At 68.3% G+C, this 22,038-nt stretch carries 24 protein-coding genes; 19 read left to right on the top strand and 5 right to left on the bottom strand.

The features are described 5' to 3' along the window. Positions 1-13: 13 nt before the first annotated feature. The 3 genes from moaA to BKM74_RS03850 all read left to right on the top strand — a co-directional run bounded on the left by moaA (position 14) and on the right by BKM74_RS03850 (position 2,405). Positions 14-1,006, top strand: coding sequence for a GTP 3',8-cyclase MoaA (gene moaA, locus BKM74_RS03860; protein WP_099045571.1), 993 nt, complete (start codon positions 14-16; stop codon positions 1,004-1,006). Between the two features lie 32 nt (positions 1,007-1,038). Further along, complete coding sequence (locus tag BKM74_RS03855) at positions 1,039-1,902, top strand: AraC family transcriptional regulator (protein ID WP_086464371.1); 864 nt, start codon at positions 1,039-1,041, stop codon at positions 1,900-1,902. Positions 1,903-1,988: 86 nt separating this feature from the next. Next, positions 1,989-2,405: a VOC family protein gene (locus tag BKM74_RS03850; RefSeq protein ID WP_086464370.1), complete on the top strand. Its 417-nt coding sequence runs from the start codon at positions 1,989-1,991 to the stop codon at positions 2,403-2,405. Here the strand turns inward: BKM74_RS03850 and BKM74_RS03845 are convergent. Further along, a complete protein-coding gene (locus BKM74_RS03845; RefSeq protein ID WP_086464369.1) occupies positions 2,402-3,409 on the bottom strand; it encodes an isopenicillin N synthase family dioxygenase in 1,008 nt (335 codons plus the stop codon). The two genes, BKM74_RS03850 and BKM74_RS03845, sit on opposite strands and share 4 nt — an antisense overlap. Positions 3,410-3,545: 136 nt before the next feature. On the opposite strand from BKM74_RS03845, the gene BKM74_RS03840 reads away from it, so the two are divergent. The 4 genes from BKM74_RS03840 to BKM74_RS03825 all read left to right on the top strand — a co-directional run bounded on the left by BKM74_RS03840 (position 3,546) and on the right by BKM74_RS03825 (position 7,432). Next, entirely contained in the window at positions 3,546-4,373 is an 828-nt protein-coding gene (locus BKM74_RS03840) for an NAD kinase (protein WP_245825784.1), read from the top strand. A 15-nt stretch (positions 4,374-4,388) separates the two neighbouring features. Next, complete coding sequence (locus BKM74_RS03835) at positions 4,389-4,757, top strand: VOC family protein (RefSeq protein ID WP_086464368.1); 369 nt, start codon at positions 4,389-4,391, stop codon at positions 4,755-4,757. A gap of 312 nt (positions 4,758-5,069) precedes the next feature. Continuing rightward, a complete protein-coding gene (gene cimA / locus BKM74_RS03830; RefSeq protein ID WP_086464367.1) occupies positions 5,070-6,668 on the top strand; it encodes a citramalate synthase in 1,599 nt (532 codons plus the stop codon). A gap of 14 nt (positions 6,669-6,682) precedes the next feature. After that, positions 6,683-7,432 carry an RNA methyltransferase gene (locus BKM74_RS03825; protein ID WP_086464638.1) on the top strand — a complete coding sequence of 250 codons (750 nt, stop codon included), beginning with the start codon at positions 6,683-6,685 and terminating at the stop codon, positions 7,430-7,432. Positions 7,433-7,439: 7 nt separating this feature from the next. On the opposite strand, the gene BKM74_RS03820 is transcribed toward BKM74_RS03825, so the two are convergent. Genes BKM74_RS03820 through BKM74_RS03810 form a run of 3 tightly spaced genes read right to left on the bottom strand, consistent with a single transcriptional unit; the run spans position 7,440 to position 11,731 of the window. Then, the gene (locus BKM74_RS03820) at positions 7,440-9,209 is read right to left on the bottom strand and encodes a hydantoinase B/oxoprolinase family protein (RefSeq protein ID WP_086464366.1); all 1,770 of its coding nucleotides are present in this window, start codon (positions 9,207-9,209) and stop codon (positions 7,440-7,442) included. Between the two features lie 45 nt (positions 9,210-9,254). Further along, positions 9,255-9,626, bottom strand: a complete 372-nt coding sequence (locus BKM74_RS03815; protein ID WP_086464365.1) for a hypothetical protein — start codon at positions 9,624-9,626, stop codon at positions 9,255-9,257. Beyond that, complete coding sequence (locus BKM74_RS03810; protein WP_086464364.1) at positions 9,623-11,731, bottom strand: hydantoinase/oxoprolinase family protein; 2,109 nt, start codon at positions 11,729-11,731, stop codon at positions 9,623-9,625. Before BKM74_RS03810 ends, BKM74_RS03815 begins: the two co-directional genes overlap by 4 nt. A 180-nt stretch (positions 11,732-11,911) precedes the next feature. Here BKM74_RS03810 and BKM74_RS03805 point away from each other — a divergent pair, with 180 nt between their 5' ends. Continuing rightward, a complete protein-coding gene (locus tag BKM74_RS03805) occupies positions 11,912-12,253 on the top strand; it encodes an endonuclease domain-containing protein (RefSeq protein WP_086464363.1) in 342 nt (113 codons plus the stop codon). A 251-nt stretch (positions 12,254-12,504) separates the two neighbouring features. Here BKM74_RS03805 and BKM74_RS03800 read toward each other — a convergent pair whose 3' ends face one another. Then, positions 12,505-13,203, bottom strand: coding sequence for a S24 family peptidase (locus tag BKM74_RS03800; RefSeq protein ID WP_086464362.1), 699 nt, complete (start codon positions 13,201-13,203; stop codon positions 12,505-12,507). A 120-nt stretch (positions 13,204-13,323) separates the two neighbouring features. On the opposite strand from BKM74_RS03800, the gene BKM74_RS03795 reads away from it, so the two are divergent. The 11 genes from BKM74_RS03795 (at position 13,324) to BKM74_RS03750 (ending at position 21,991) form a co-directional block, all read left to right on the top strand. Continuing rightward, complete coding sequence (locus BKM74_RS03795) at positions 13,324-13,815, top strand: hypothetical protein (protein ID WP_086464361.1); 492 nt, start codon at positions 13,324-13,326, stop codon at positions 13,813-13,815. 9 nt (positions 13,816-13,824) lie between these two features. Next, a complete protein-coding gene (locus BKM74_RS03790) occupies positions 13,825-14,223 on the top strand; it encodes a DUF6362 family protein (protein WP_086464360.1) in 399 nt (132 codons plus the stop codon). Positions 14,224-14,421: 198 nt separating this feature from the next. Next, a complete protein-coding gene (locus BKM74_RS03785; RefSeq protein ID WP_086464359.1) occupies positions 14,422-15,327 on the top strand; it encodes a GNAT family N-acetyltransferase in 906 nt (301 codons plus the stop codon). A gap of 328 nt (positions 15,328-15,655) precedes the next feature. Further along, positions 15,656-16,156 (top strand): hypothetical protein, encoded by a 501-nt coding sequence (locus BKM74_RS18925; protein WP_245825782.1) that lies wholly within the window; start codon positions 15,656-15,658, stop codon positions 16,154-16,156. Next, positions 16,077-17,372, top strand: coding sequence for a DNA-packaging protein (locus BKM74_RS03780; protein ID WP_245825815.1), 1,296 nt, complete (start codon positions 16,077-16,079; stop codon positions 17,370-17,372). The genes BKM74_RS18925 and BKM74_RS03780 overlap by 80 nt, the downstream gene beginning before the upstream one ends. Before the next feature lie 51 nt (positions 17,373-17,423). Further along, on the top strand, positions 17,424-18,746 hold the full coding sequence (locus BKM74_RS03775) for a DUF4055 domain-containing protein (RefSeq protein ID WP_086464357.1): 1,323 nt from the start codon (positions 17,424-17,426) through the stop codon (positions 18,744-18,746). Then, positions 18,743-19,192 (top strand): hypothetical protein, encoded by a 450-nt coding sequence (locus tag BKM74_RS03770; protein WP_086464356.1) that lies wholly within the window; start codon positions 18,743-18,745, stop codon positions 19,190-19,192. Before BKM74_RS03775 ends, BKM74_RS03770 begins: the two co-directional genes overlap by 4 nt. A gap of 325 nt (positions 19,193-19,517) precedes the next feature. Further along, positions 19,518-20,708 carry a P22 phage major capsid protein family protein gene (locus BKM74_RS03765; protein ID WP_086464355.1) on the top strand — a complete coding sequence of 397 codons (1,191 nt, stop codon included), beginning with the start codon at positions 19,518-19,520 and terminating at the stop codon, positions 20,706-20,708. Positions 20,709-20,723: 15 nt separating this feature from the next. After that, entirely contained in the window at positions 20,724-21,212 is a 489-nt protein-coding gene (locus tag BKM74_RS03760; protein ID WP_086464354.1) for a DnaT-like ssDNA-binding protein, read from the top strand. Positions 21,213-21,224: 12 nt separating this feature from the next. Further along, positions 21,225-21,581 carry a hypothetical protein gene (locus BKM74_RS03755; RefSeq protein WP_086464353.1) on the top strand — a complete coding sequence of 119 codons (357 nt, stop codon included), beginning with the start codon at positions 21,225-21,227 and terminating at the stop codon, positions 21,579-21,581. Next, a complete protein-coding gene (locus BKM74_RS03750; protein WP_176342383.1) occupies positions 21,578-21,991 on the top strand; it encodes a phage tail terminator-like protein in 414 nt (137 codons plus the stop codon). The genes BKM74_RS03755 and BKM74_RS03750 overlap by 4 nt, the downstream gene beginning before the upstream one ends. The last annotated feature ends 47 nt before the right edge of the window (positions 21,992-22,038 follow it).

Here is a 22,038-nt window from a genome sequence, read left to right as displayed (position 1 = left end):
GAGTAACCGCCAGATGCTCGATCCGTTCGGCCGCGACGTCTCATATCTCCGGGTTTCCGTCACTGACCGCTGCGATCTGCGCTGCGTCTATTGCATGGCGGAGGACATGACCTTCCTGCCGAAGAAGGACGTGCTGTCGCTGGAGGAGCTGGACCGGCTGTGCAGTTCCTTCGTCGATATGGGGGTGCGCAAGCTGCGCCTGACCGGCGGCGAGCCGCTGGTCCGCCGCAATATCATGAGCCTGATCCGCAGCCTGGGCCGGCATCTGGAGAGCGGCCGGCTGGACGAGCTGACGCTGACCACCAACGGCACCCAGCTCGGCAAATACGCGACCGACCTGTATGACGCCGGCGTGCGCCGGCTGAACGTCTCGCTGGACACGCTGGACCCGGCGAAATTCACCGCCATCACCCGCTGGGGCAATCTCGAGAAGGTGCTGGACGGCATCGCCGCCGCCAAGGCGGCCGGGCTGGAGATCAAGATCAACGCCGTCGCGCTGAAGGGCGTGAACGAGCACGAGCTGGGCGACATGCTGGCCTGGTGCGGCAGCCTCGGCTACGACATGACGATCATCGAGGTCATGCCGATGGGCGATCTCGGCAATGAGGACCGGGTGGACCAGTACCTGCCGCTGTCGCTGGTGCGCCAGCAGCTGTCGGAGCGCTTCACCCTGACCGACATCGCCTACAAGACCGGCGGGCCGGCGCGCTATGTCCAGATTGAGGAAACCGGCCGCAAGCTGGGTTTCATCACCCCGCTCACGCATAATTTCTGCGAAAGCTGCAACCGCGTGCGGCTGACCTGCACCGGCACGCTGTATATGTGCCTGGGACAGGAGGATGCTGCCGACCTGCGCGCGCCGCTGCGCGCCAGCGAGAGCGACGAGCCGCTGCGCGAGGCGATCCTGGAAGCCATCGGCCGCAAGCCCAAGGGCCATGATTTCATCATCGACCGCAGCAGCAGCAATATCGCCGTGCCGCGCCACATGAGCGTGACCGGCGGGTAATCCACCCAGGTAATCCACCCAGGCGAGTTTTCATGCCGCTGGCGATCCGCACCCTCTCCCATCAGGATGGCGACCATCGCTGGGAGATGGCGTCGCGCGATCCCGACCCGCGCCTTGCCGCTTACATATCGGGCTATCAGGGTTATGCCGAGCTGGCGGCGACGCCGATGCGCCGGATGGAGCTGCCTTTCGCCGGCCTGCCGATGATCGTCAGCCTGGGGCCGCGAATCGGCGTGAAGCTGCTGGACGAGGCGGCGGGCTGGACCCAACACCGCAGCTTCATCGCCGGGCTGCATGACCGGTCGGCACTGACCGAATATACCGGCGCGCAGGAAGGCGTGCAGGTGAACTTCACGCCGATTGGCGCCTGCCTGATCCTGGGCCGGCCACTGGCCGAGCTGTTCAACGAGGTGGTGGCGCTGGAGGATCTGTTCGGCGAAGCCGAGTCCGGCCGGCTGGTCGCGCGATTGCAGGAGGCGCCGGGCTGGGCCGCGCGCTTCCAGATCATGGACGGCTTCCTGCTGGAGCGCCTCGCCGCCGCCCCGGCCCTGCCGCCGGAACTTGCCTGGGCCTGGCAGGCGCTGGAACAGAGCGGCGGGCAATGCGAGGTCGCCGGCCTCGCCGGGGAGATCGGCTGGAGCCGCAAGCATCTCTCCGTACAGTTCCGCCAGCGCTTCGGCCTGCCGCCCAAGACTGTGGCGCGCATCCTGCGCTTCCACCGCACGGCAGCACTGCTGGGCGAGGCCGCGAATGACGGCCGCGCCGACATCGCGCTCGCCGGCGGCTATTACGACCAGCCGCATTTCAACCGGGATTTCCGCCAGTTCGCCGGCTGCACGCCAGGCGAGTACCTGGCCCGGCTGCTGCCCGATGGCGGCGGCGTTGCCGGTGTTTAGACGAGGTAACATCCGTCCAATCTCGCCGGGCTGAAACCGGGCATCCTCCGCCGCGTCACAGCAACGCCAGCACGGAGGATCAGACCATGGCGCTTTCCCCCACCCTCTTTCCCGTCTTCACCTATCGCGACGCGCCGGCGGCGCTGGACTGGCTGGCCAGGGCCTTCGGTTTTGCCCAGCATGTCGTCTATCCGAACGAGGATGGCGGTATCGGCCATGCCGAGCTGAAGCTGGATGACGGCTTCGTGCTGATGGCCTCACGCGCGAAGACCGCCGACCCGGCCAACCCGTTCCCCTCCACGCCGATCAGCCTCTACGCCTATGTCGAGGATGTGGACGGCCATTTCGCCAAGGCCAAGGCAGCCGGCGCCGAGGTGGTGAAACCGCCGCACGACACGCCCTACGGCTCCCGCGAATACTGGGTGCGCGATCTGGAAGGCAATCTCTGGAGCTTCGGCAGCTACCACCCGGTTGTCGGGGTGCCTGCCGGTTACGCGGGCTAGGCCGCAATACCTTTCGGTGGGCGCTTGTCCTCCAGCCCCTGGAACTCGATGAATTTGCTCATCCAGCTCCAGACATGGTCGCCATAGGCGAAGGGCTCGAAAGGCTGTGCGCCCGCCAGCGGCAGCGGGCGGATCACCGCATCGACGGCGGGTTCGTAGAAGAAGGGGACCGAGACTCGCTCCCGGTTCGGGCTGGCGACGCGGTGTTCCGTCGCCTTCACCCGCCCGCCGGTCCAGCGCTCCAGCAGCTGGCCGAAATTCACCGCCAGCCCGTCCTCGCGCGCCGGCACATCCAGCCAGTCTCCGTTGCGCGCACGGGCATGCAGCCCGCCCAGCGCATCCTGGTTCAGCAGGGTGACGAAACCGGAATCATGATGCGCCGTGCCGACGATGTAGCGCCGCTCATCACCGTCCAGAATCAGCTCTGGTGCCAGTGCCGCCAGCGAGCCGGGCGACCGCGCCGGGTAGCGGATGATGCGCAGGGTGGACACGCCGTCGCGGAACGGCGCGGCGAAGAAATCCTCATCGAGGCCGAGGCCGCGCGCGATGGCACGCATCAGCGCAGCACCCACGCCGGCCATCGCCCGGTGATAGGCGGCGGCATCGGCGCGCCAGCCGGGCAGATCGGATTCGTCCGGCAGCGGCGTTGCCTCGCGCAGCGGATCGTCAGCCGCGATGGCTGTGGGGTCGGCGATGTCCGGCCCCAGATCGATGCCTTCCTTGTAGGTCGGGTCGCCTTCTTTCAGCGGGAAATAGCCGCGATAGATATTGGCATTGCCTGGCGCGTATTTCTGCCGGGCGAGCCGCATGCGCGCGTTCTGGTCCAGCGTGAAGAAGCGCATCATGCTAGCCCGCGCCTCCTCCCCCAGCGGCACGCCACCGGGCAGGCCGGTCACGGTCATGAAGCCATGCACCGTCGCCGCCTCGATGATGGCGGCATCGGCCTTGTCACGCGCCGGGCCGGCGGGGCCGAAGATCGGCGCGATGTCGATGACCGGGATCATGAGAACCTCTCCAGCGCAATAAAGCCACCTTCGCCACCTAGGAAACCTTGCTGAAAATCGCAAGCGAAAGCGGCGACTCATCGCCATTTTCAAGGCTATACTCCGCACCGATACCGTTTCCGTCACAGGCCATGCCATGCCGAACGATCTGCCAAAGCCCAATCCCGACCTGCCGCCCGCCGGCATCGCCGCCGGAAATGTGAGGGGCAAGCTGTGCTTCGTCGCCGCCGAGGGGGCGGAGGCGCAGACCGCCCTGCGCGCGCTGACCGACCGCTATGGCCAGATCGCGCCGGAGCGGGCCGATCTCGTCGTGGCGCTGGGCGGCGACGGCTTCATGCTGGAGACGCTACACCGCTTCCGCGACCGCGGCATCCCGATCTACGGCATGAACCGGGGCAGCGTCGGCTTCCTGATGAATGAATATGCCGAGGAGGAGCTGGCGGACCGCATCGCCCGCGCGCAGGAAGTGACGCTTCACCCGCTGCGGATGAGCGCCGCCACCGCCGACGGCAAGGTGCATGAGGCGCTGGCAATCAACGAGGTCTCGCTGCTGCGCCAGACCCGGCAGGCGGCGAAGATCAGGGTCGATGTCGATGGCGTCACCCGCGTCGCCGAGCTGATGTGCGACGGCGTGCTGCTGGCCACCCCGGCGGGCAGCACCGCCTACAATCTGTCGGCGCATGGCCCGATCATCCCGATTGGCGCCAATCTGCTGGCGCTGACGCCGATCAGCGCCTTCCGCCCCCGGCGCTGGCGCGGCGCGCTGCTGCCGCAGGGTGCGACCGTCACCTTCACCGTGCTAGAGGCCGACAAGCGCCCGGTCAGCGCCGTTGCCGACCATACCGAGGTGCGCGACGTGCTGCATGTCACCATCCTTGAGGACCGCTCGGTCGGCGTGCGGCTGCTGTTCGACGCCGAGCATAATCTGGAAGAGCGCATCCTGAAGGAACAGTTCGAACCCTGACCGGAGCCTGCCGTCATGCTGGGTCACCTCTCCTTCGGCGTCACCGATCTCGACCGCGCCATCGCTTTCTACGATCCGGTCATGGCAGCGCTGGGCCATGTGCGGCTGTGGCAGAACGAACGCGGCGCCGGCTACGGCCCGCCCGGCGGGAATGACCGGCTGGCGCTGTTCCTGCGGCCCGGCGCGCACCCGCCCGGCGACGGCTTCCATCTGGCCTTCCAGGCGGACAGCCGCGAAGCGGTGAACGCCTTCCACAAGGCGGCACTGGCGCAAGGTGGCCATGACCTCGGCGCGCCCGGCCTGCGGCTGAACTACAGCCCGACCTACTATGCCGCCTTCATCGCCGACCCGGAGGGCTGGAAGCTGGAAGCGGTGTTCCAGTAGGGGGGCTTTCAAAGGAATTACAGCGCAAGCTGCCAATCCACTCAGGCCGTCATTCCCGCACTTGTTGCGGGAATCCAGGCCTCGGCGTGCTCCCTGCCGCCCGTGCGGGCTGCACCCTGGACCCCCGGCACAAGACCGGGGGTGACGCAAAGAGCGATGGCAACCGCCAATGCGCCAGCCATCCCCCCACCCGCCCCCTGCGCCATCCCGCCGCTTGCGCTCCATCTGCTTGCACTCCATCTGCTTGCACTGGGGTGCCGCATCCGGCATGCTCGCGCCCCTCTTCGATTACCGGAAACGAATGGACGGATCATGACCAAGGAGCGGGTCTATCTTTACGACTCCACGCTCCGCGATGGCGGGCAGACGCAAGGCGTGGATTTCTCCGTGCCGGACAAGATTGCGATTGCCCGCGCGCTTGACCGTCTCGGCATCGACTATGTGGAGGGCGGCTGGCCCGGCGCCAACCCGACCGACGACGCCTTCTTCGCCGCCCCGCCGAAGCTGTCCCGCGCCACGCTGTCCGCCTTTGGCATGACCCGCCGGCCGGGCCGCAGCGCCGATAATGATCCCGGCCTGATGGCGGTGCTGAACAGCGGCGCGAAATCGGTCTGCCTGGTCGGCAAGACCTGGGATTTCCACGTCTCAACGGCGCTGAACTGTACGCTGGAGGAAAATCTGGAGATGATCGCCGACAGCCTGAAGCTGGCCGGCGAGCGGGTCGGGGAAGTCATGTTCGACTGCGAGCATTTCTTCGACGGCTACAAGGCGAACCCGGAATTCGCGCTGGCCTGCGCGAAGACGGCTTATGATGCCGGAGCGCGCTGGATCGTGCTGTGCGACACCAATGGCGGCACCCTGCCGCACGAAATCGAAGCCATCGTAACCGAGGTGGCGAAGCATGTGCCGGGCGACCGGCTCGGTATCCACTGCCATAACGATACCGAGAATGCGGTGGCCAACAGCCTGGCCGCGGTGCGCGCCGGCGTGCGCCAGGTGCAGGGCACGCTGAACGGGCTGGGCGAGCGCTGCGGCAACGCCAACCTGGTCTCGCTGATCCCCAGCCTGACCGTGAAGATGGGCTTCGATGTCGGCATCGGCGAGGACGGGTTGCGCCATCTGCGCGAGACCTCGCGCATGCTGGACGAGCGGCTGAACCGCCAGCCCAACCGGCAGCAGCCCTATGTCGGCGAATCCGCCTTCGCCCACAAGGGCGGGCTGCATGTCTCGGCCATCGAGAAGGACCCGCGCTCCTACGAGCATATCGACCCGGTGCTGGTCGGCAATGCCCGCCATGTCGTGGTGTCGGATCAGGCCGGCCGGTCCAACATCCTGGCGCGCTTCCGCGAGATCGGCTTCGAGGTCGATCCGAAGGATCCGAAGGTGAACCGGCTGGTCGAGATCGTGAAGGAGCGCGAATTCGAGGGCTATGCCTATGACGGCGCGGAAGCCAGCTTCGAGCTGCTGGCCCGGCGCACGCTGGAGCATGTGCCGGAATTCTTCGATCTGCAGCGGTTCCGCGTGATGGACGAACGCCGCTTCAACGCGCGCGGCCAGCTGGTGACCGAGGCGGAGGCGACCGTCACCGTGCTGATCGGCAACGACCCAAGGCACGAGGTGGCGCTGGGCAACGGCCCGGTGAACGCCTTCGATAATGCGCTGCGCAAGGCGCTGGTTACCGCCTATCCCGGCCTCGAGAAGCTGCAGCTGGTGGACTACAAGGTGCGCATCCTGACGCCGAATGACGGCACCCGCGCGATCACCCGGGTGATGATCGAATCCGAGGATGAGGACGGCACGCGCTGGACCACGGTCGGCGTCTCGCCGAACATCCTCGACGCCTCGGTCGATGCACTGTCCGACAGCATCACCTACAAGCTGATGCGCGACGGCATCCGCCCGGCGGCGTGACCGGCCGGACCGCCATGACTACCGCCTCTCCCGCCCCTGGCCCCGTCATCATTCTGGTGCGCCCGCAGCTGGGCGAGAATATCGGCATGGCGGCGCGCGCCATGCTGAATGGCGGGCTGACCGAAATGCGGCTGGTGCGCCCGCGCGACGGCTGGCCGAACGAGGCCGCCTGGGCCGCAGCCTCCGGCGCCGACCGGGTGCTCGACGATGCCAAACTCTATGACAGCGTCGGCGCGGCGATTGCCGATCTGAACCATGTCTATGCCACCACCGCGCGCAGCCGGGCGCAGGCCAAGCCCATCGTCACCGCCCGGCAGGCCGGAACCGAACTGCGCGACCTGATCGCGGATAACAGGCGTTGCGGCGTGCTGTTCGGGCCGGAGCGCGCCGGGCTGGAGAATGACGAGGTCGCCGCCGCCGACACCGTGCTGACCGTGCCGCTGAACCCCGACTTCACCTCGCTGAATCTGGCGCAGGCGGTGCTGCTGCTGGCCTATGAATGGTATCAGGCCGGCGACGACACGCCGGGCCGCTATCTGGCCGGCGGCGCCGATATGCCCGCCCCGAAGGCGGAGTTCGAGAATTTCATGGACCGGCTGGTCGCCCATCTGGAACGCGGCGGCTTCATGACCGAACCGCATCTGCGCCATACGGTGACGCGCAATTTGCGCAATGTGTTCCAGCGCGCCGCCCCCACCGAGCAGGAGCTGCGCACGCTGCACGGCGCGGTGAAGGCGCTGACCAAGGCGGGAACGCCGGAGTAGGTGCCCCCTACTTCGCCGCGCGCAGTGCCGCCGTGCCGGTCTCGTCCACCGCGCCGGCGGATGTGAGCGCCACGGCGAAGCGGCGTTCGGCCTCGGCGCTGGTGTAATAGCCGCGCTGGACATCATGCGCGACATCCTCCGGATCGCGCTGCATCGGGCTGCCATAGCCGCCGCCGCCCGGCGTCGTGACCTCGACACTGTCGCCCTCGGATATCCGGATATCCTGGTCCTTGCTGAGATGCGGCGGGTCATAGACCCGCCCGTCGCGGTAGCGGATGCGCACGCTGTTGCGCCCGCCCTCCTCGCCGCCCTGCGCGCCGTTCGGGCCGGTGCGGCCATGATCCATGACGAAGCTGGCGCGCGCCTGGCCGCGCGCGATGCGGACCTTGTAGTTGATGCCGAAGCCGCCGCGATGCGTGCCGGCCCCGCCGGAGCCCTCGGCCAGCGAATATTCCTCGAACAGGATCGGGTAGCGCTGTTCCACCACCTCCAGCGGCGTGGTCTTGGAGATGCCGATGGTCGAGCAGCCGTTGGACAGCCCGTCGATTTCCAGGCTGCCGCCATAGCCGCCGCCGGAAATCAGATAGAGCACGTAATTCAGGCCCGTCGCCGGGTCATGGCCGCCGAGTGCGAAATTGCCGCTGGTGCCGGCTGGCGCGCCGAACAGCTGGTCGGGGATTGCCTGGGCGATGGCGTCGAACACGGCCTCGGCGATGCGCTGCGAGACCTCGGCAGCACAGCCGGAGACCGGCCGCGGATATTTGGCGTAGAGGAAGGTGCCGTCGGGATCGGTGATGTTCAGCGGCGCGAAAGTGCCGGCATTGATCGGCACATCCGGGAAGATGTGCTTCATCGCCAGGTAGATCGAGGATTTGGTCGTCGCCAGCACGCTGTTCATCGGTCCCTGGCAGGGCGGCGAGGAGCCCGCCATGTCGAAATACAGGTCGGTGCCTGCTTTCCGCACCGACATGGCGATCTTCAGCGGCTCGTCCACCACGCCATCCGAATCGACATAGGCGGTGCCTTCATAGGTGCCGTCCGGGATGGTGGCGATCTTCGCGCGCATCTGCTGTTCGGCGCGGGATTTCAGCTCGACGATGGCGGCATCCACCACATCGGCGCCATAGCGGTCGAGCAGCGCGGTCAGCCGGCGGTCACCGACCATCAGGGCGGCGGCCTGCGCCTTCACATCGCCGATACGCTGGTCGGCGATGCGGATGTTGGAGAAGATGATGGAGAGAATTTCCTCGTCGATCACGCCCTGCTTGAACAGCTTCACCGGCGGCAGGCGCAGGCCTTCCTGCTCGACCTCGGTCGCCTTGGCGGAGAAGCCGCCCGGCACCATGCCGCCGAAATCCGGCCAGTGCCCGGTATTGGCCAGCCAGGCCCAGAGCTGCCCCTTGTAGAAGAAGGGGCGCACGAACTTCACATCCATCAGATGCGTGCCGCCCATATAGGGGTCGTTGACGATATAGACGTCGCCCGGCTGCGGGTTGCGGGCGCGCGCGATGACCGCCTGGGTCGAGAACTGCATGGTGCCGACGAAGACCGGCAGGCCGGTATCGCCCTGGGCGATCAGCTCGCCGGTCTCGCGCCGGTAGATGCCGTCGGAGCGGTCCAGCGTCTCCGAGATAACCGGCGAGAAGGCGGCGCGCTGGAACGCCAGATCCATCTCGTTGCAGACCTGCTGCAACCCGGCCTGCAGGACGGTCAGCGTGACCGGATCGAGGGCAACGGCCTCCGCCGCCGGTGTCGGTGTCGCGATTTGCGTGCTCATGCCTGTTGCTCCTGTGCCCCTGCCGTTCCCGCTTCCATCATCACCCTACTCCAGCGCCGGTTTCAACTCGGCCTCGAACTGCGCCAGCGCCGCACGGGCGAGGTCCGAATCGCAGCCGGCGGCGGCGATTTCGGCGCGCGCGTCGGAGATCAATACCAACCGGCTGCCGGTGCCGGGCGCGCCCTGCACCGCTTCATCGATGGCCGCGCCGATGCGGTTCGCCACCGCCGGCGTCATTTCCAGCCCGCCGCAGCGCTTCGCCGCCTCGAAGGCCTGATGCAGCCCCTTGAAGCGCGGCGCCATCGGATGCTCGGACGGGTCCGGCGGCGGCGAGATCAGGGTTGCGACCAGCGCCCCGCTGGCGAGCACGATGAAGGCCAGCGCCGCCCAGCTGACCGGGCTGAGGGTTTTCATCATGCGGGCGGCACCGTGACCAGCAGATTGCCGAAATCATCCACCCGCACGGTGCAGCCCGGCTCGATGACGATGGTGGTGTCCAGCTGCTCGACGATGGCCGGGCCGGCGAAGTCACCGCCCAGCGGCAGGCCGGCGCGGCGATAGATCGGCGTGTCCTGCCAGCCGCCCTCGGCGAACCAGACGGCGCGCCGGTCCTCGATGGCGGCCTCGACCGTCTTCTCCTGCCGCTCCAGCTCGACCAGCGCGGTCAGCGGCACCGCCGGGCGGCGGCCGATGACGGCGGTGTGCAGATTGACCAGCACCGGGCGGATTTCCGGCAGCTCGACCTCGAAGCGCTCCCAGTACGCCTTGGCGAATGCCTCGGCCAGATATTCCCGGCTGACATCGGGGCCCGGCACCTGGATCGTCAGGATATGGGTCTGGCCCTGGAACTGCATATCGGCATCGTGCAGCACGGTGATTTCTTCGACCTCGGTGCCCTCGCGGGCGATGATCTCGCGCCCCGCCGCCACCTGCTCCTCCAGGAGCGCCTGCACCTGCGCCATATCGACCGCTTCCAGCGGCGCGTTCACCGTGTTCACGTAATCATGGCGCAGATCGGCCACCACGCAGCCCAGCGCGTTGGTGATGCCGGGCCGCGCCGGGATCAGCACGGTCGGGATCGCCAGCTCGCGCGCCAGCGCCACCGCGTGCAGCGGCCCGGCCCCGCCGAAGGCGAACAGCGCGAAATCGCGCGGATCGTGCCCGCGCGCCAGCGAGACCATGCGGATGGCATTGGCCATCTTCATATTTCCGATGGCCAGGATGGCCGCCGCCGCCGCGTCATTATCCAGCCCCAGCGGCGCGCCGACATGGCTGGCGATGGCGCCTTTCACATCCTCGATGGAGACCGGCGAATCGACCGCCAGCAGCCCTTTCGGATTCAGCCGCCCCAGCGCCAGATTGGCGTCGGTGATGGTTGGCCGCGTGCCGCCCCGGCCATAGCAGATCGGCCCCGGATTGGCGCCGGCACTCTCTGGCCCGACCTGCAGCAGGCCGGCCTCGTCGATGCGGGCCAGCGAGCCGCCGCCGGCGCCGATGGTATGGACATCGACCATCGGCACATGGATCGGGATGGCGTATTCCAGCTCCAGCTCGGCGCTGACCGCCGGCACGCCGTTCAGGATCAGCCCGACATCGGAGCTGGTGCCGCCCATATCGTAGGTGATGAGGTTGGGATGGCCCGCCCCCCGCGCCGTATAGGCCGCCGCCATGACGCCGGAGGCAGGGCCGGACATCACCGTGTTTACCGCCGCCTCCGCCACGATACGGGCCGAGACGGTGCCGCCATTGCCCTGCATGACCAGCAGGTCGCGGCCATAGCCCTGCGCCGCCAGCTCGTCGGTCAGCCGGCGGATATAGCGGTCCAGCACCGGCTGGATGGCGGCGTTCACCGAGGCGGTGGTGCCGCGCTCATACTCGCGGAACTCGGACAGGATATCGCTGCCGACGGTAATGTAGGGATTCGGCCAGATCTCGCGCAAAATCTCCGCCGCGCGGCGCTCATGCGCCGGGTTGGCGTAGGCGTGCAGGAAATGCACCACCACCGCCTCGACACCCTGGTCGAGCAGCGCCTTTGCGGCGGCGCGCACGCCATCCTCGTCCAGCTTCGTCAGCACATGGCCTTGCGCATCCATGCGTTCCGCCACTTCGAGGCGGTTCTCGCGCGCGATCAGCGGCTCGAAACTGCCGATGAGGCCATAGGGCTTCGGCCGTGTGCGGCGGCCCAGCTCCAGCACGTCGCGGAAGCCCTTGGTGGTGATCAGCCCGCATTTGGCGATCTTGCGTTCCAGCAGCGCGTTGGTCGTCGTCGTCGTGCCATGCACGATCGAGGCGAGGCTGGCGAGATCGGCCCCGGCCTTCTCCAGCGCCGCCATCACGCCGAAAGCCTGGTTCTGCACCGTGGTCGGCACCTTGGCGATGCGCAGGCCCTTCTCCGGATCGATCAGGATCAGGTCGGTGAAGGTGCCGCCGACATCGATGCCGACCAGTGCGCCTTTCGGGGCGCCTTTCGGGCCGGCGGCTGATACAGATTGAGGTGCGGACGGGGACGTGGAATCGGGCATGCGGTCTTCCTGTTCAGATCGTGCCGGAGACGACGCCCGGTAACGGGGCCGGCGGCGAAACGCTACATCCTTTCGCCGGCGAACGGCGAGGTCAAAGTTTGTTCGTGTACATATGAACTCGTCAAGGGGGATTGCTGCCTCCCCTTCCGGGGCGAGGGAATTCTCAATAGACTTCCTGTCATGCCTATCCGTAACGCACGCCGGTTTCGTGTCGAGCAGACCGAGGCGGAAACCGCCTTGTGGAAGCGGTTGCGCAATGGCCAGCTGGATGGCGTGAAATTCCGGTGCCAGCATCCGGTCGGCCCCTATACGGTGGATTTCGTCGCTATCGCCGAACGGCTGATCATCGAACTGGATGGCGGCCAGCATGCTGTGCAACAGGCACGCGATGAGCGGCGCACCGATTATCTAAGCCAGCAGGGCTACAGGGTCATCCGGTTCTGGAACAACGAGGTGCTGGATAATCCGGACGGGATAATGCTGCGTATCCGAGCGTTTCTTGAGGCCGGCAAAAGCGGATAGAAAACTCCCTCGCCCCCTTGGGGGGGAGAGGGTTGCGCAGCCTTGGCGAGGCGAAGCCGAGACTAGGCGAAGCTGGGTGAGGGGGTATCGCGCGGGCGGAGCTAATCTCCCCTCACCCAGCTACAGCTAACTCATTTCGTTCGTAAGCTTCCGCATCCCTCTCCCCTTCCGGGGCGAGGGATATTTTAGAGAACCGCTCGGGCCTCTCCCCTTCCGGGGCGAGGGGTTTCTTTGAAATGTCTCTTCACCCCCTACAGCCGTCTGGCGAACCAGACCACGCGGCCGATGATGGTGACTTCCTCGGCCGGGCGTTCGTAGGAATCGTAGCGCGGGTTGGCGGAGCGGATCGACAGGCGCTCGGTATTCGGCAAGCGCTCCAGCTGCTTGGCCAGCAGCCCCATGCCGTCATGCAGCACGAAGATGCCGGGCGGCGACGGCACCGTGCGCGACAGATCGATCAGCACCTTGTCGCCGCTCATCAGCACCGGCTCCATCGAATCGCCATCGATGGTGACGATGCGCAGGTCGGCGGGCCGGGCCTTCAGCTCATGCCGCAGCCAGGCCAGCGGGAAATGCCAGCGCGCGCCATCCTCCTCCGCCTCGACCAGCGCGCCGGCGCCGGCGGCGGCGCGGACATTCACCTCCGGGATCGCCGCCACACCCGGAAGTTCGAAGCGGGACAGATCGAAGGCGGGCATCGGCACGGCCTCCGCCTCGCCTTCCTCCGGATCGCGCAGCGCCGATTCGGCCACGCCCAGATAGGCGGCCAGCGCGTGGCGCACCTCCTCCGGCAGGCGGCGCGGCGTGCCGCGCTGGATGAATTGCTGCAGATAGGCGTGATTGCGGCCAATCGCCAGCGACGCCTTTTTCAGGTCGGTCGGCGGATCGCGCAGCGCGATCAGCTGGATAAGGGTACGGCGCACCGGGTCGAGCTTCATGGCCGCCAGCATACCAGACGGATTTTTCCTATCAAGTAAGAAACCACCTCTTGAATCGGATCGACGACTCGGCTTAGCCTGACTCCAACAGTCGAACCCACAGGCACTTTACATCCGTAAAGAGAACAAAACATGAATATGAAAGCCTATACGATCCACCCTCCCGGTCAAGCGCAGCGCATCACCGTGGTCGTGCGGCGCGGCGCGGTTGGGGGTGGCAAGGGAAAGCCGCTGCTCGATCCCGTCACGCGGGACCGGCTGCTGGCCGAGGCCGCCGAGGGTGCCAGCGATGCGGAGCTGGCCGCCGATTACGGGCTTACCGAACAGCAGGCCCGCCGGCTGCGCCACAATAACCGGGTGAAGCTGCAGGCGCTGCGCCGCGACCTCGCCGCCCGCGCCGAGGCGGAGGCTGAAGCCACCGAAGTGCCGGAGCCGCTGAAGCTGGCCTTCCGCACGCTGGATGGCCGCACCGCCGTGCTGCGCCACGGCGCCTTCCTGCTCGACGGGCGACCGGCAGACCTGCGCCGCATCGTCGCCGCCGCCAACCTTGTGCGGGCCAGCGCCGGCCAGGCGCCGATCCGCTATCCCGGCGTTGCCCCGCTGATCGAACGCGCCTGCCGGTAGGAGATCGCCATGACCGCCCCCCTCTACACGCCCGACCTGTGGACGCCCGAGCTGGTGAAGGCCCGTCTCGCGGAGGCCGCCGACACGCTGCGCCGTCTGCCCTCGGCACGGATCCGGGCGCGCCTTACCGCCTGGCCGGATGTTGTGCAGTCGGCGGCGACAGCCTATGGCTACGAGGCGGCGCGCACCCGCCCCGCCGCGCCATCGCCCGAGGCGATCAGCCGGATGGACGAGACGCTGGGCTGGTTGTTCTGGGTCGAAAATGACGGACGCCGGCTGCTCTGGGCACGGGCGATGGGCGTGCCCTGGCGGCGGCTGGAGGATCTGGACGGACGCAGCCATGTGACGCTGAAACGGGCCCATGACCGGCTGCTGGACGAGATCGCCCGGCGGCTGAACGGCAAATGAACGCCTTGCCATCACCGGCGCATTAACGTAATAACCCGATATTCCCTAAGGATAAATCGAAGGCGTTGCGCTGGCGGAATACCTGCCTCCTGTAAGGAAGCACGTGTCCATGCTGGTGTGCGGGCGCTTAGATTGCCAATTATTGCAGCCTCGAATTGTCCCCAGGACAAAACGCAAGCAGCCAACGGACGAGTCCCTATGGTCATAGAGATCGACACCTACGCAGCTTCGGAAAAGACGGATGCTTCGGCCAGCATGGCGGCGGCCATCGATGGCTTCCTCGCGAAGCATGCCGACAGCTCCATGTTCCTGCGTTCCAATCTGGCGCGCTCCGGCCTGGTGAATGGCGACCAGCCCTTCCAGGGCGCCTATGCCGTGGCCCGCAACGACAATGGCGAGATCCGCGGCGTGGCGGCGCAGTACTGGAACGGGCTGGTGGTGCTGCAGGTGCCCTCGCACGATCCCGAGCTGGATTCCGCGAAGCTGGCCCGGGCAGCAGTGGAGGCCGGCGGCAGGCCGGTACGCGGCTTCGCCGGGCCGCGCGCGCAGGTCGTCTCGGCGCGGACGGCGCTCGGCATGGACGGACGCCAGACGCGGCTCGACAGCGACGAGCGGATGTACGCCGTCGATCTCGCCAAGCTGCAGGTGCCGGACCCGCTGAAGCGCGGCGTGGTGACCTGCCGGCAGCCGCTGGAAAGCGAGCTGAACCTGCTGATCGAATGGCGCGTCGCCTATGCCATCGACCAACTCGGCGCCGAGGACACGCCGGCGCTGCGCCGCCAGGCGAAGGAGGAAATCCTGCGCTTCACCAGCGACAACCATAATTGGGTGCTGCTGTGCGAGGACAAGCCGGTCGCCTATGCCGCGTTCAACGCGGTGACCGCGGACATGGTGCAGATCGGCGGCGTGTGGACCCCGCCGCTGCTGCGCTCCAACGGCTTCGCGCGCTATTGCGTGGCCGGCGCGCTGCAGGCCGCGCATGAGAACGGCAAGCGCCGCGCCGTGCTGTTCACCGGGCGGTCCAACTGGCCGGCGCTGCGCGCCTATGTCTCGCTGGGCTTCAGGGAAGTCGGCGATTACTCGCTGGTCCTGTTCGCCGATTAGTCCTCCCCGCCGCGGTCCCGTCAGCCAGCGATTTTTTTCACGAAGTAAGTACGGACGGGTTTCCGGACTTTCGAAAATCCGGCATAAATTGTGACACGCTGAGAGTTGAAGCGCCCGCCCAAAAGGCGGGCGTTTTTGCGTTTTCCGCCTTCCTCTTGTACTCCCTCTCCCCTTGCGGGAGAGGGTTGTCGAGCCTTATGAGCGAGAGCGAATTAGGCGAGGCTGGGTGAGGGGTAATCGCACTGACGAAACCCCCTCACCCGGACGCTGCGCGTCCACCCTCTCCCGCAAGGGGAGAGGGTTTCCTTACCACCACCCGAGAGCCCCGATGCCTGAACCGAGCCCGACCGCGCGGCGCCGGATGCGGCGCTTTCTCGATCATCTGGCCGATACCGGCAATGTGTCGGCGGCCTGCCGGCTGGCGAAGCTGGACCGTCGCACCGCCTATCAGTGGCGCGGCGCCGATGCCGATTTCCGCCGCCAATGGCAGGAAGCGCTGGACGCCGCCGTGGATGCGCTGGAAGCCGAGGCCCGCCGCCGCGCCGTTGAGGGTGTGGAACACCCGCATTTCCACCAGGGCCAGGTCGCCGGCACGGTGAAACGCTATTCCGACGCGCTGCTGATGTTCCTGCTGCGCGCGCACCGGCCCGAACGCTTCCGCGAACGCAATAGTGAAACCCCGCCCGCCACCGAGGGAGACAGTGACGATGCCGAGCAGGCCGCCCGCGCCGCGCTGGAACGCCGATTCGATCGCCTCGCTGCCGGCGGAAACGCGGAAGACGATCCTGACCGGGCTGAGCGGGGAGGAGGCGATCCGCCTGCTGCATGATTGGCGGTTCTGGGCGCGCGCCGCGCAATTGCCGCCCGCCGGGCGCTGGCGGATCTGGCTGATCCTCGCCGGGCGCGGCTTCGGCAAGACCCGCGCCGGGGCGGAATGGGTGCGTGCCCGTGTCGATACCGGCCGGGTGAAACGCATCGCGCTGGTCGGCGAGACGCTGGCCGATGCTAGGCAGGTGATGGTGGAGGGGGAAAGCGGGTTGCTGGCGATATCGCCACCCTGGAACCGGCCGCTCTGGCAGCCCTCGCTGCGCCGCCTCACCTGGCCGAACGGCGCCATCGCCACCGCCTTCAGCGCCGACGACCCGGAACAGCTGCGCGGCCCGCAATTCGATGCCGCCTGGGCCGACGAGCTGGCGAAATGGCGCCATCCCTCGGCCTGGGACAATCTGATGTTCGCGCTGCGACTGGGGGCCGACCCGCGCTGTGTCGCCACCACCACGCCGCGCCCACGCCCCTGGCTGAAGCCGATCCTGACCGATCCGGCAACGGTGGTGACGCGCGGTTCGACCCGCGACAATGAAGCCAACCTCGCCCCCGGCTTCCTGGCCGAGGTGCTGCGCCGATATGACGGCACGCGGCTCGGCCGGCAGGAGATCGACGGCGTGCTGCTGGAGGATGTGCCGGGCGCGCTGTGGCCGGCCTCCCTGCTGGAAGCCGCGCAGGAAGCAGCCGCGCCCGATCTCGTGCGCATCGTCGTCGCGGTCGATCCGTCAGGGAGTGCTGGCAGCGGCTCGGGCGACACCTCGGACGAGACCGGCATCCTCGTCGCCGGGCGCGACACCGAGGGCATCGCCCATGTGCTGGCCGACCGGTCGGGCCAGATGAGCCCCGCCGAATGGGGCCGCGCGGCCATCGCCGCCTACCGCGAGTTCCGGGCCGACCGGCTGATCGCCGAGCGTAATTTCGGCGGCGCCATGGTCGGCCATGTCATATCCACCGTCGATCCCGGCGTGCCGGTCACGCTGGTGACGGCCAGCCACGGCAAGCGCATCCGCGCCGAGCCGGTGGCAGCACTCTACGAGCAGGGCCGGGTGAAGCATCTGCCCGGCCTGGCGCTGCTGGAGGCGCAGATGGCCGCCTTCGCGCGGGAAGGCTATCAGGGCAGCGGCTCGCCCGACCGGCTCGACGCGCTGGTCTGGGCGCTCTCCGACCTGATGCTCCGCCCCGGTCTCGCCGGCTCGGCGGAACTGGAAGGGTTTTATTGAGGCACTGTCAGAGGCCGCGCGGCAATCATCACCCCACTCGAAAGGACGCCCATGCCGATCACCGATCCGCATCCCGAGCATCTGGCCGCCTCTGCGCTGTGGGCGCGGATGCGCGACTGCGCCGCCGGCGAGGATGCGGTCAAGGCGAGGCGGCAAGAATACCTGCCGCGCCCCGGCGGGCAGAGCGAGCGCGCCTACCGCGCCTATCTCGCCCGCGCCGTCTGGTATGGGGCGACCGAACGCACGCTGAACGGGCTGGCCGGCGCCATCTTCCGGCATCCGCCGGTGGTGGAAGCGCCCGACGCGCTGGCGCGGCAGCTCGACAGCATCGCGGCCGATGGCGGCCCGTTCGAGGGTCTGGCCCAGTCGGTCACGCGCGAGGCGCTGCTGACCGGCCGCGCCGGGCTGCTGGCGGACCGCCCTGCCGATGCCGAGGGCGCGCCCTATCTCGCCGCCTACCCCGCCGAATCGATCCTGAACTGGGAGACGGCCCCGCTGCAGGGCCGCCAGCGCCTCACAAGGCTGGTGCTGCGCGAGGATATGGAACGCTGCCGCGAGCTGCTGCTCGATGCCTCCGGGCAGTATCGCGTGCGGCTGTGGCGGCGCAAGTCGCGGCAGGCGGGCACTTACGAGATCACGCAAGAGCACCGCCCGACCCGCGCCGGGACGCCGCTCGATTTCATTCCCTTCAGCTTCGTGGGATCGCGCAGCCTGTCGCCCGCCGTCGAGAAACCGTCGCTGGCCGACCTCGCCAGCATGAACCTGGCGCATTACCGCAATTCCGCCGATTACGAACAGTCGCTGTTCCTGACCGGCCAGCCCACCCCCTGGATCGCCGGGCGGCTGGAGGCGCGCGAACGCCCGACTGCCATCGGCAGCGGCACGATCTGGCACCTGCCGGAGGGCTGCAGCGTCGGCATGCTGGAGTTCACCGGCGCCGGGCTGGAAGCACTGCGCCAGGCGATGCTGGACAAGGAGGCGCGCATGGTGCAGCTCGGCGCCCGGCTGCTGGAAGCGCCGAAGCGCGCCGCCGAAACGGCGGAGGCGGTGCGGCTGCGCGGCGCGGCGGAGGCATCGTCGCTGTCGATCCTGGCCGAGACGGTCGGGCGCGGCCTGACCCAGGCGCTGCGCCATCTCGCCTGGTGGCAGGGGCTGGAGCCGGACTCTGTGACTGTCCGGCTGAACCGCGATTTCGTCGAGGCTCGGCTCACCGCCCCCGACATCCTGGCGCTGGTGGAAAGCTGGCAGAAGGGTGCGATCAGCCGGCGCACGCTCTACGACAATCTGCGCGATGGCGAGGTCCTGCCGCCCGGCCGCGACTTCGCCGAGGAACAGCGCCTGATCGAAACCGAACAGCCGGAGATCCCCGCATGACCGAGACCGACTTCGAGAATACCGAGGCGCTGCAGAGCGCGCTGGCCGAGACCCGCGCCGCGCTGGCGGAAGCGCAGGGCCGCGCCGCCTATCTGGCGCTGGAGGCCGCCTTCCGCGCCGCCGCGCACGTGGCGGGCCTTCGGCCCGACGCCGTGGCCGACGCGCTGGCGCTGGCCGCCGAGAGCCACGCCGTCGATGGCGAGGGACAGCCGGTCGAGCTTGCCACCGGCGAGGCCGCCGACCTTGCCGCCTGGCTGGATTCCCAGCGCACGGACCATCCCGGCTGGTGGCCGGATTCCTCCGGCGGCGGGGCGGCCGGCGTGGTCGCCACAGCGCTGTCCGGCGGCATCACCCTGACCCGCGCCCAGGCGCGCGACCCGGCGCGCTACCGCGCCGCCCGCGAGGCCGCGTCGCGCACCGGCCTGCCGCTGGCGATCCTGGGGTAGGGGGTGTTTCTCCCCTCACCCAGCTTCGGGTAAGGCGCTGACGCGCCAACCCTCCGCATCCCTCTCCCCTTCCGAGGCGAGGGATTTCTTTGAACGTCTGCTGGCCTCTCCCCTTCCGGGGCGAGGGATTTTTTTGCACCCGCTCCTTATCGTTCCCTCGCCCCCCGCTGATGGCGACCCATCGCCATCAGCTACCGTTTGCCAAAGGGGGGGAGAGGGTTGCGCAGGCTTGTGAGCGAAAGCGAGCTAGCCGGAGCTGGGTGAGGGGGAACCGCATGACCGGAGCCCCCCAAACCACACCGCCCCTCAACAGGAGATACAGCCCATGGCCAATTCGCTTGGCGCCTATAACGCCACCTTCTTCGCGCAGGAAGCGCTGATCCAGCTGGAAAAGGCGCTGGGCCTCGCCAGCCGCGTCTATCGCGGCTACGAGGCGGAGCGCGCCAGCTACGGCCTCGGCGACACGGTGAACGTGCCGGTGCCGTCCAGCTTCGCCGCGCAGGACCATGCGCCGGGCAGCGGCACCACGGCGCAGGATATCGACGCCGGCACGGTGCCGATCCGCCTCGACCGCCACAAGGAGGTGAAATTCGCCGTCAGCGACCGCGACCTCGCCTATGCGTCGGAGCGCATCATCGACGATCATCTGCGCCCGGCCGCCTATGCGCTGGCCGATTCGATCGACCAGGATCTGTGCGGCCTGTACCGCTTCGTGCCCTGGGCGGTGGACGTGACCGGCAGCGCCGGGGCCGGCTGGGTGACATCGCCGCGCCGCCGCCTGCGCGAGCTGCTGGTGCCGGTCGATGACGGTAATCTGCATCTGATGGTCGATCCCGCCATCGAGCAGGATTTCCTCGGCCTCGACATCTTCCACGCAGCGCTGGTCACCGGCGGCACGGCGAACCAGGATGCGCTGCTGCGCGGCAGCCTGGGCACCCGGTTCGGCGCGGAGATCTTCGTGAACCAGAATGTCCGCGCCCATGCCGCCGGCACGCTGATCTCCGCCGGCAGCGATACCGATGGCGTGCTGGATGGCGCGGTATCGCAGGGCGCCGCCAGCCTCGCGGTGGACGGCTTCGCCAGCGGCGCCACGGTGAAGACCGGCGACAGCTTCGTCATCGAGGGCCATGCCCAGCGCTATGTCGTCACCGAGGACGCCACGCTTGCCGATGGCTCCGGCACGCTTTCGATCCATCCCGCCGCCGCCGCGGACTATGCCAATGGCGCGGTCGTCAGCTTCGAGGACGGGACCGGCAGCGCGGCCGGCAGCTTCAGCGCCAATCTGATGTTCCACCGCAATTTCGCGGCGCTCGTGCTGGCCCCGCTGCCGGCCACCGGCGACGGGCGCGGCGCGCAGATCGAGAGCGTCACCGACCCGGTGACCGGCCTCTCCTTACGCGCCCGCATGTGGTATGACGGCGACACCGCGACCAACTATGTCGCGCTCGATGTGCTGTACGGGCTGACCGTGCTGGACGGCAACCTCGCGGTGCGCCTGCGCCGGCCGCTGGCGTAAGCCATGAGTTTGCCCATGAGTTTGGTCGTCGAGCTGGGCGGCGGGGACAACCCCGCCGCCAACGCCTATATCGATCTGGATTTCGCCAACGCGCATCACGCGCTGCGCGACCGGCCGGTCTGGGCGGAAGCGGATGAGGCGGCCCGCATCGCCGCCATCCTCGCTGCAACCGAGCATCTCGACAGCGGCTTCCGCTGGAAGGGCCAGCGCAACCACCCGTCGCAGCCGCTGGCCTGGCCGCGCCGCGATGCCCGCGACGAGGAAGGCGTGGTGCAGAGCCTGGTGCCGGCTCTGCTGCGCCGCGCCTGTGCCGAACTGGCCCTGCGCGCGCTGGACGGGCCGCTCGCCCCCGATATCGCGCCCGGCGGCCAGCCGCTGCGCGAGAAGGCGGGGGAGGTGGAGATCGCCTATGCCCCCGGCGCCTCTGCGCTTCCCCGCCACCCCGCCATCGAGCGCATGCTGGCCGGCCTCATCCGCCCGCCGGAGCCGCTCGACCGCGCCTAGGAGGATCATCCCATGGGCTTCTACGACCGGATGGCGCAGAGCGCGCTGCGGCTGATCGCGGAGAAGGGCGCCAGCCTCACCTATCGCCGGCTGGTGCCGTCCTTCGATCCGCTGACCGGGGCGACCGTAACCGCCGCCACCGATTACGCCGTCACCGGCGTGGTGCAGGAGGCCAGCCCCGGCCCGCTGGATAACAGTCTGGTCCGGCGCGGTGATCGGATCGTGCTGGTCGCCGCCGAAGCGCTGCCGGTGGTGCCGGAGGCGGGCTCCGTCCTGCTGCTGGAGGAGGTGGAATGGTCCATCGTGCATGTCGGCGCGATCAAACCCGGCGACACCGCCATCGCCTGGCGGCTGCAGGTGCGGCGATGAGCCTGGAAGCGATCCGAAGCAGCATCGAGGCGCATGCCGCCGCGAGCTGGAGCGAGACTCCGCTGGCCTGGGACAATCTGACCTACGATGCCGCCGCGCGCGGCCCCTGGCTGCGAATCTCGGTCAGCGGCTCGACCGGCCGGCAGGTAACGCTGGGCGCGCCGGAGGGACGGATTTTCCGGCGGCGCGGGCAGGTGCGGCTGCAACTCTTCGTGCCGGCGAATAGCGGCCCCTCCGAGGCCGCCGGCCTCGCCGACCGCGCGGCGGCGCTTTTCGAGGGACGCAGTTTGGAGAGCACTATCGGCCCCGTGAGTTTCGCCGCCGCCGACATCACCGAGACCGGCGCCGACGGCCATGGCTGGCGGCTTACCCTCATCACCGTGCCGTTCCAGGCGGATGAGAGCGTGTGAGGTTATACTCCCCTCGCCCTCTCCTCAGTCCGTCACCCCCGGCCCCT

The organism is Oceanibaculum nanhaiense (assembly GCF_002148795.1).
GTDB classification, from domain to species: domain Bacteria; phylum Pseudomonadota; class Alphaproteobacteria; order Oceanibaculales; family Oceanibaculaceae; genus Oceanibaculum; species Oceanibaculum nanhaiense.
Note: the sequence above shows the minus strand (reverse complement) of the source record. Positions and strands in the feature narration are given on the sequence as shown.

What these genes read in the sequence shown, in the direction of transcription:
- BKM74_RS03805 (WP_086464363.1), top strand. Translation starts at nt 11,912, where the DNA reads ATGCCTATCCGTAACGCACGCCGGTTTCGTGTCGAGCAGACCGAGGCG.
- BKM74_RS03770 (WP_086464356.1), top strand. Translation starts at nt 18,743, where the DNA reads ATGACCGAGACCGACTTCGAGAATACCGAGGCGCTGCAGAGCGCGCTG.
- BKM74_RS03800 (WP_086464362.1), bottom strand. Translation starts at nt 13,203, where the DNA reads ATGCTGGCGGCCATGAAGCTCGACCCGGTGCGCCGTACCCTTATCCAG.
- BKM74_RS03850 (WP_086464370.1), top strand. Translation starts at nt 1,989, where the DNA reads ATGGCGCTTTCCCCCACCCTCTTTCCCGTCTTCACCTATCGCGACGCG.
- BKM74_RS03840 (WP_245825784.1), top strand. Translation starts at nt 3,546, where the DNA reads ATGCCGAACGATCTGCCAAAGCCCAATCCCGACCTGCCGCCCGCCGGC.
- BKM74_RS03775 (WP_086464357.1), top strand. Translation starts at nt 17,424, where the DNA reads ATGCCGATCACCGATCCGCATCCCGAGCATCTGGCCGCCTCTGCGCTG.
- moaA (WP_099045571.1), top strand. Translation starts at nt 14, where the DNA reads ATGCTCGATCCGTTCGGCCGCGACGTCTCATATCTCCGGGTTTCCGTC.
- BKM74_RS03760 (WP_086464354.1), top strand. Translation starts at nt 20,724, where the DNA reads ATGAGTTTGGTCGTCGAGCTGGGCGGCGGGGACAACCCCGCCGCCAAC.
- cimA (WP_086464367.1), top strand. Translation starts at nt 5,070, where the DNA reads ATGACCAAGGAGCGGGTCTATCTTTACGACTCCACGCTCCGCGATGGC.
- BKM74_RS18925 (WP_245825782.1), top strand. Translation starts at nt 15,656, where the DNA reads ATGCCTGAACCGAGCCCGACCGCGCGGCGCCGGATGCGGCGCTTTCTC.
- BKM74_RS03785 (WP_086464359.1), top strand. Translation starts at nt 14,422, where the DNA reads ATGGTCATAGAGATCGACACCTACGCAGCTTCGGAAAAGACGGATGCT.
- BKM74_RS03855 (WP_086464371.1), top strand. Translation starts at nt 1,039, where the DNA reads ATGCCGCTGGCGATCCGCACCCTCTCCCATCAGGATGGCGACCATCGC.
- BKM74_RS03755 (WP_086464353.1), top strand. Translation starts at nt 21,225, where the DNA reads ATGGGCTTCTACGACCGGATGGCGCAGAGCGCGCTGCGGCTGATCGCG.
- BKM74_RS03765 (WP_086464355.1), top strand. Translation starts at nt 19,518, where the DNA reads ATGGCCAATTCGCTTGGCGCCTATAACGCCACCTTCTTCGCGCAGGAA.
- BKM74_RS03815 (WP_086464365.1), bottom strand. Translation starts at nt 9,626, where the DNA reads ATGATGAAAACCCTCAGCCCGGTCAGCTGGGCGGCGCTGGCCTTCATC.
- BKM74_RS03845 (WP_086464369.1), bottom strand. Translation starts at nt 3,409, where the DNA reads ATGATCCCGGTCATCGACATCGCGCCGATCTTCGGCCCCGCCGGCCCG.
- BKM74_RS03810 (WP_086464364.1), bottom strand. Translation starts at nt 11,731, where the DNA reads ATGCCCGATTCCACGTCCCCGTCCGCACCTCAATCTGTATCAGCCGCC.
- BKM74_RS03795 (WP_086464361.1), top strand. Translation starts at nt 13,324, where the DNA reads ATGAATATGAAAGCCTATACGATCCACCCTCCCGGTCAAGCGCAGCGC.
- BKM74_RS03825 (WP_086464638.1), top strand. Translation starts at nt 6,683, where the DNA reads ATGACTACCGCCTCTCCCGCCCCTGGCCCCGTCATCATTCTGGTGCGC.
- BKM74_RS03790 (WP_086464360.1), top strand. Translation starts at nt 13,825, where the DNA reads ATGACCGCCCCCCTCTACACGCCCGACCTGTGGACGCCCGAGCTGGTG.
- BKM74_RS03835 (WP_086464368.1), top strand. Translation starts at nt 4,389, where the DNA reads ATGCTGGGTCACCTCTCCTTCGGCGTCACCGATCTCGACCGCGCCATC.
- BKM74_RS03820 (WP_086464366.1), bottom strand. Translation starts at nt 9,209, where the DNA reads ATGAGCACGCAAATCGCGACACCGACACCGGCGGCGGAGGCCGTTGCC.
- BKM74_RS03750 (WP_176342383.1), top strand. Translation starts at nt 21,578, where the DNA reads ATGAGCCTGGAAGCGATCCGAAGCAGCATCGAGGCGCATGCCGCCGCG.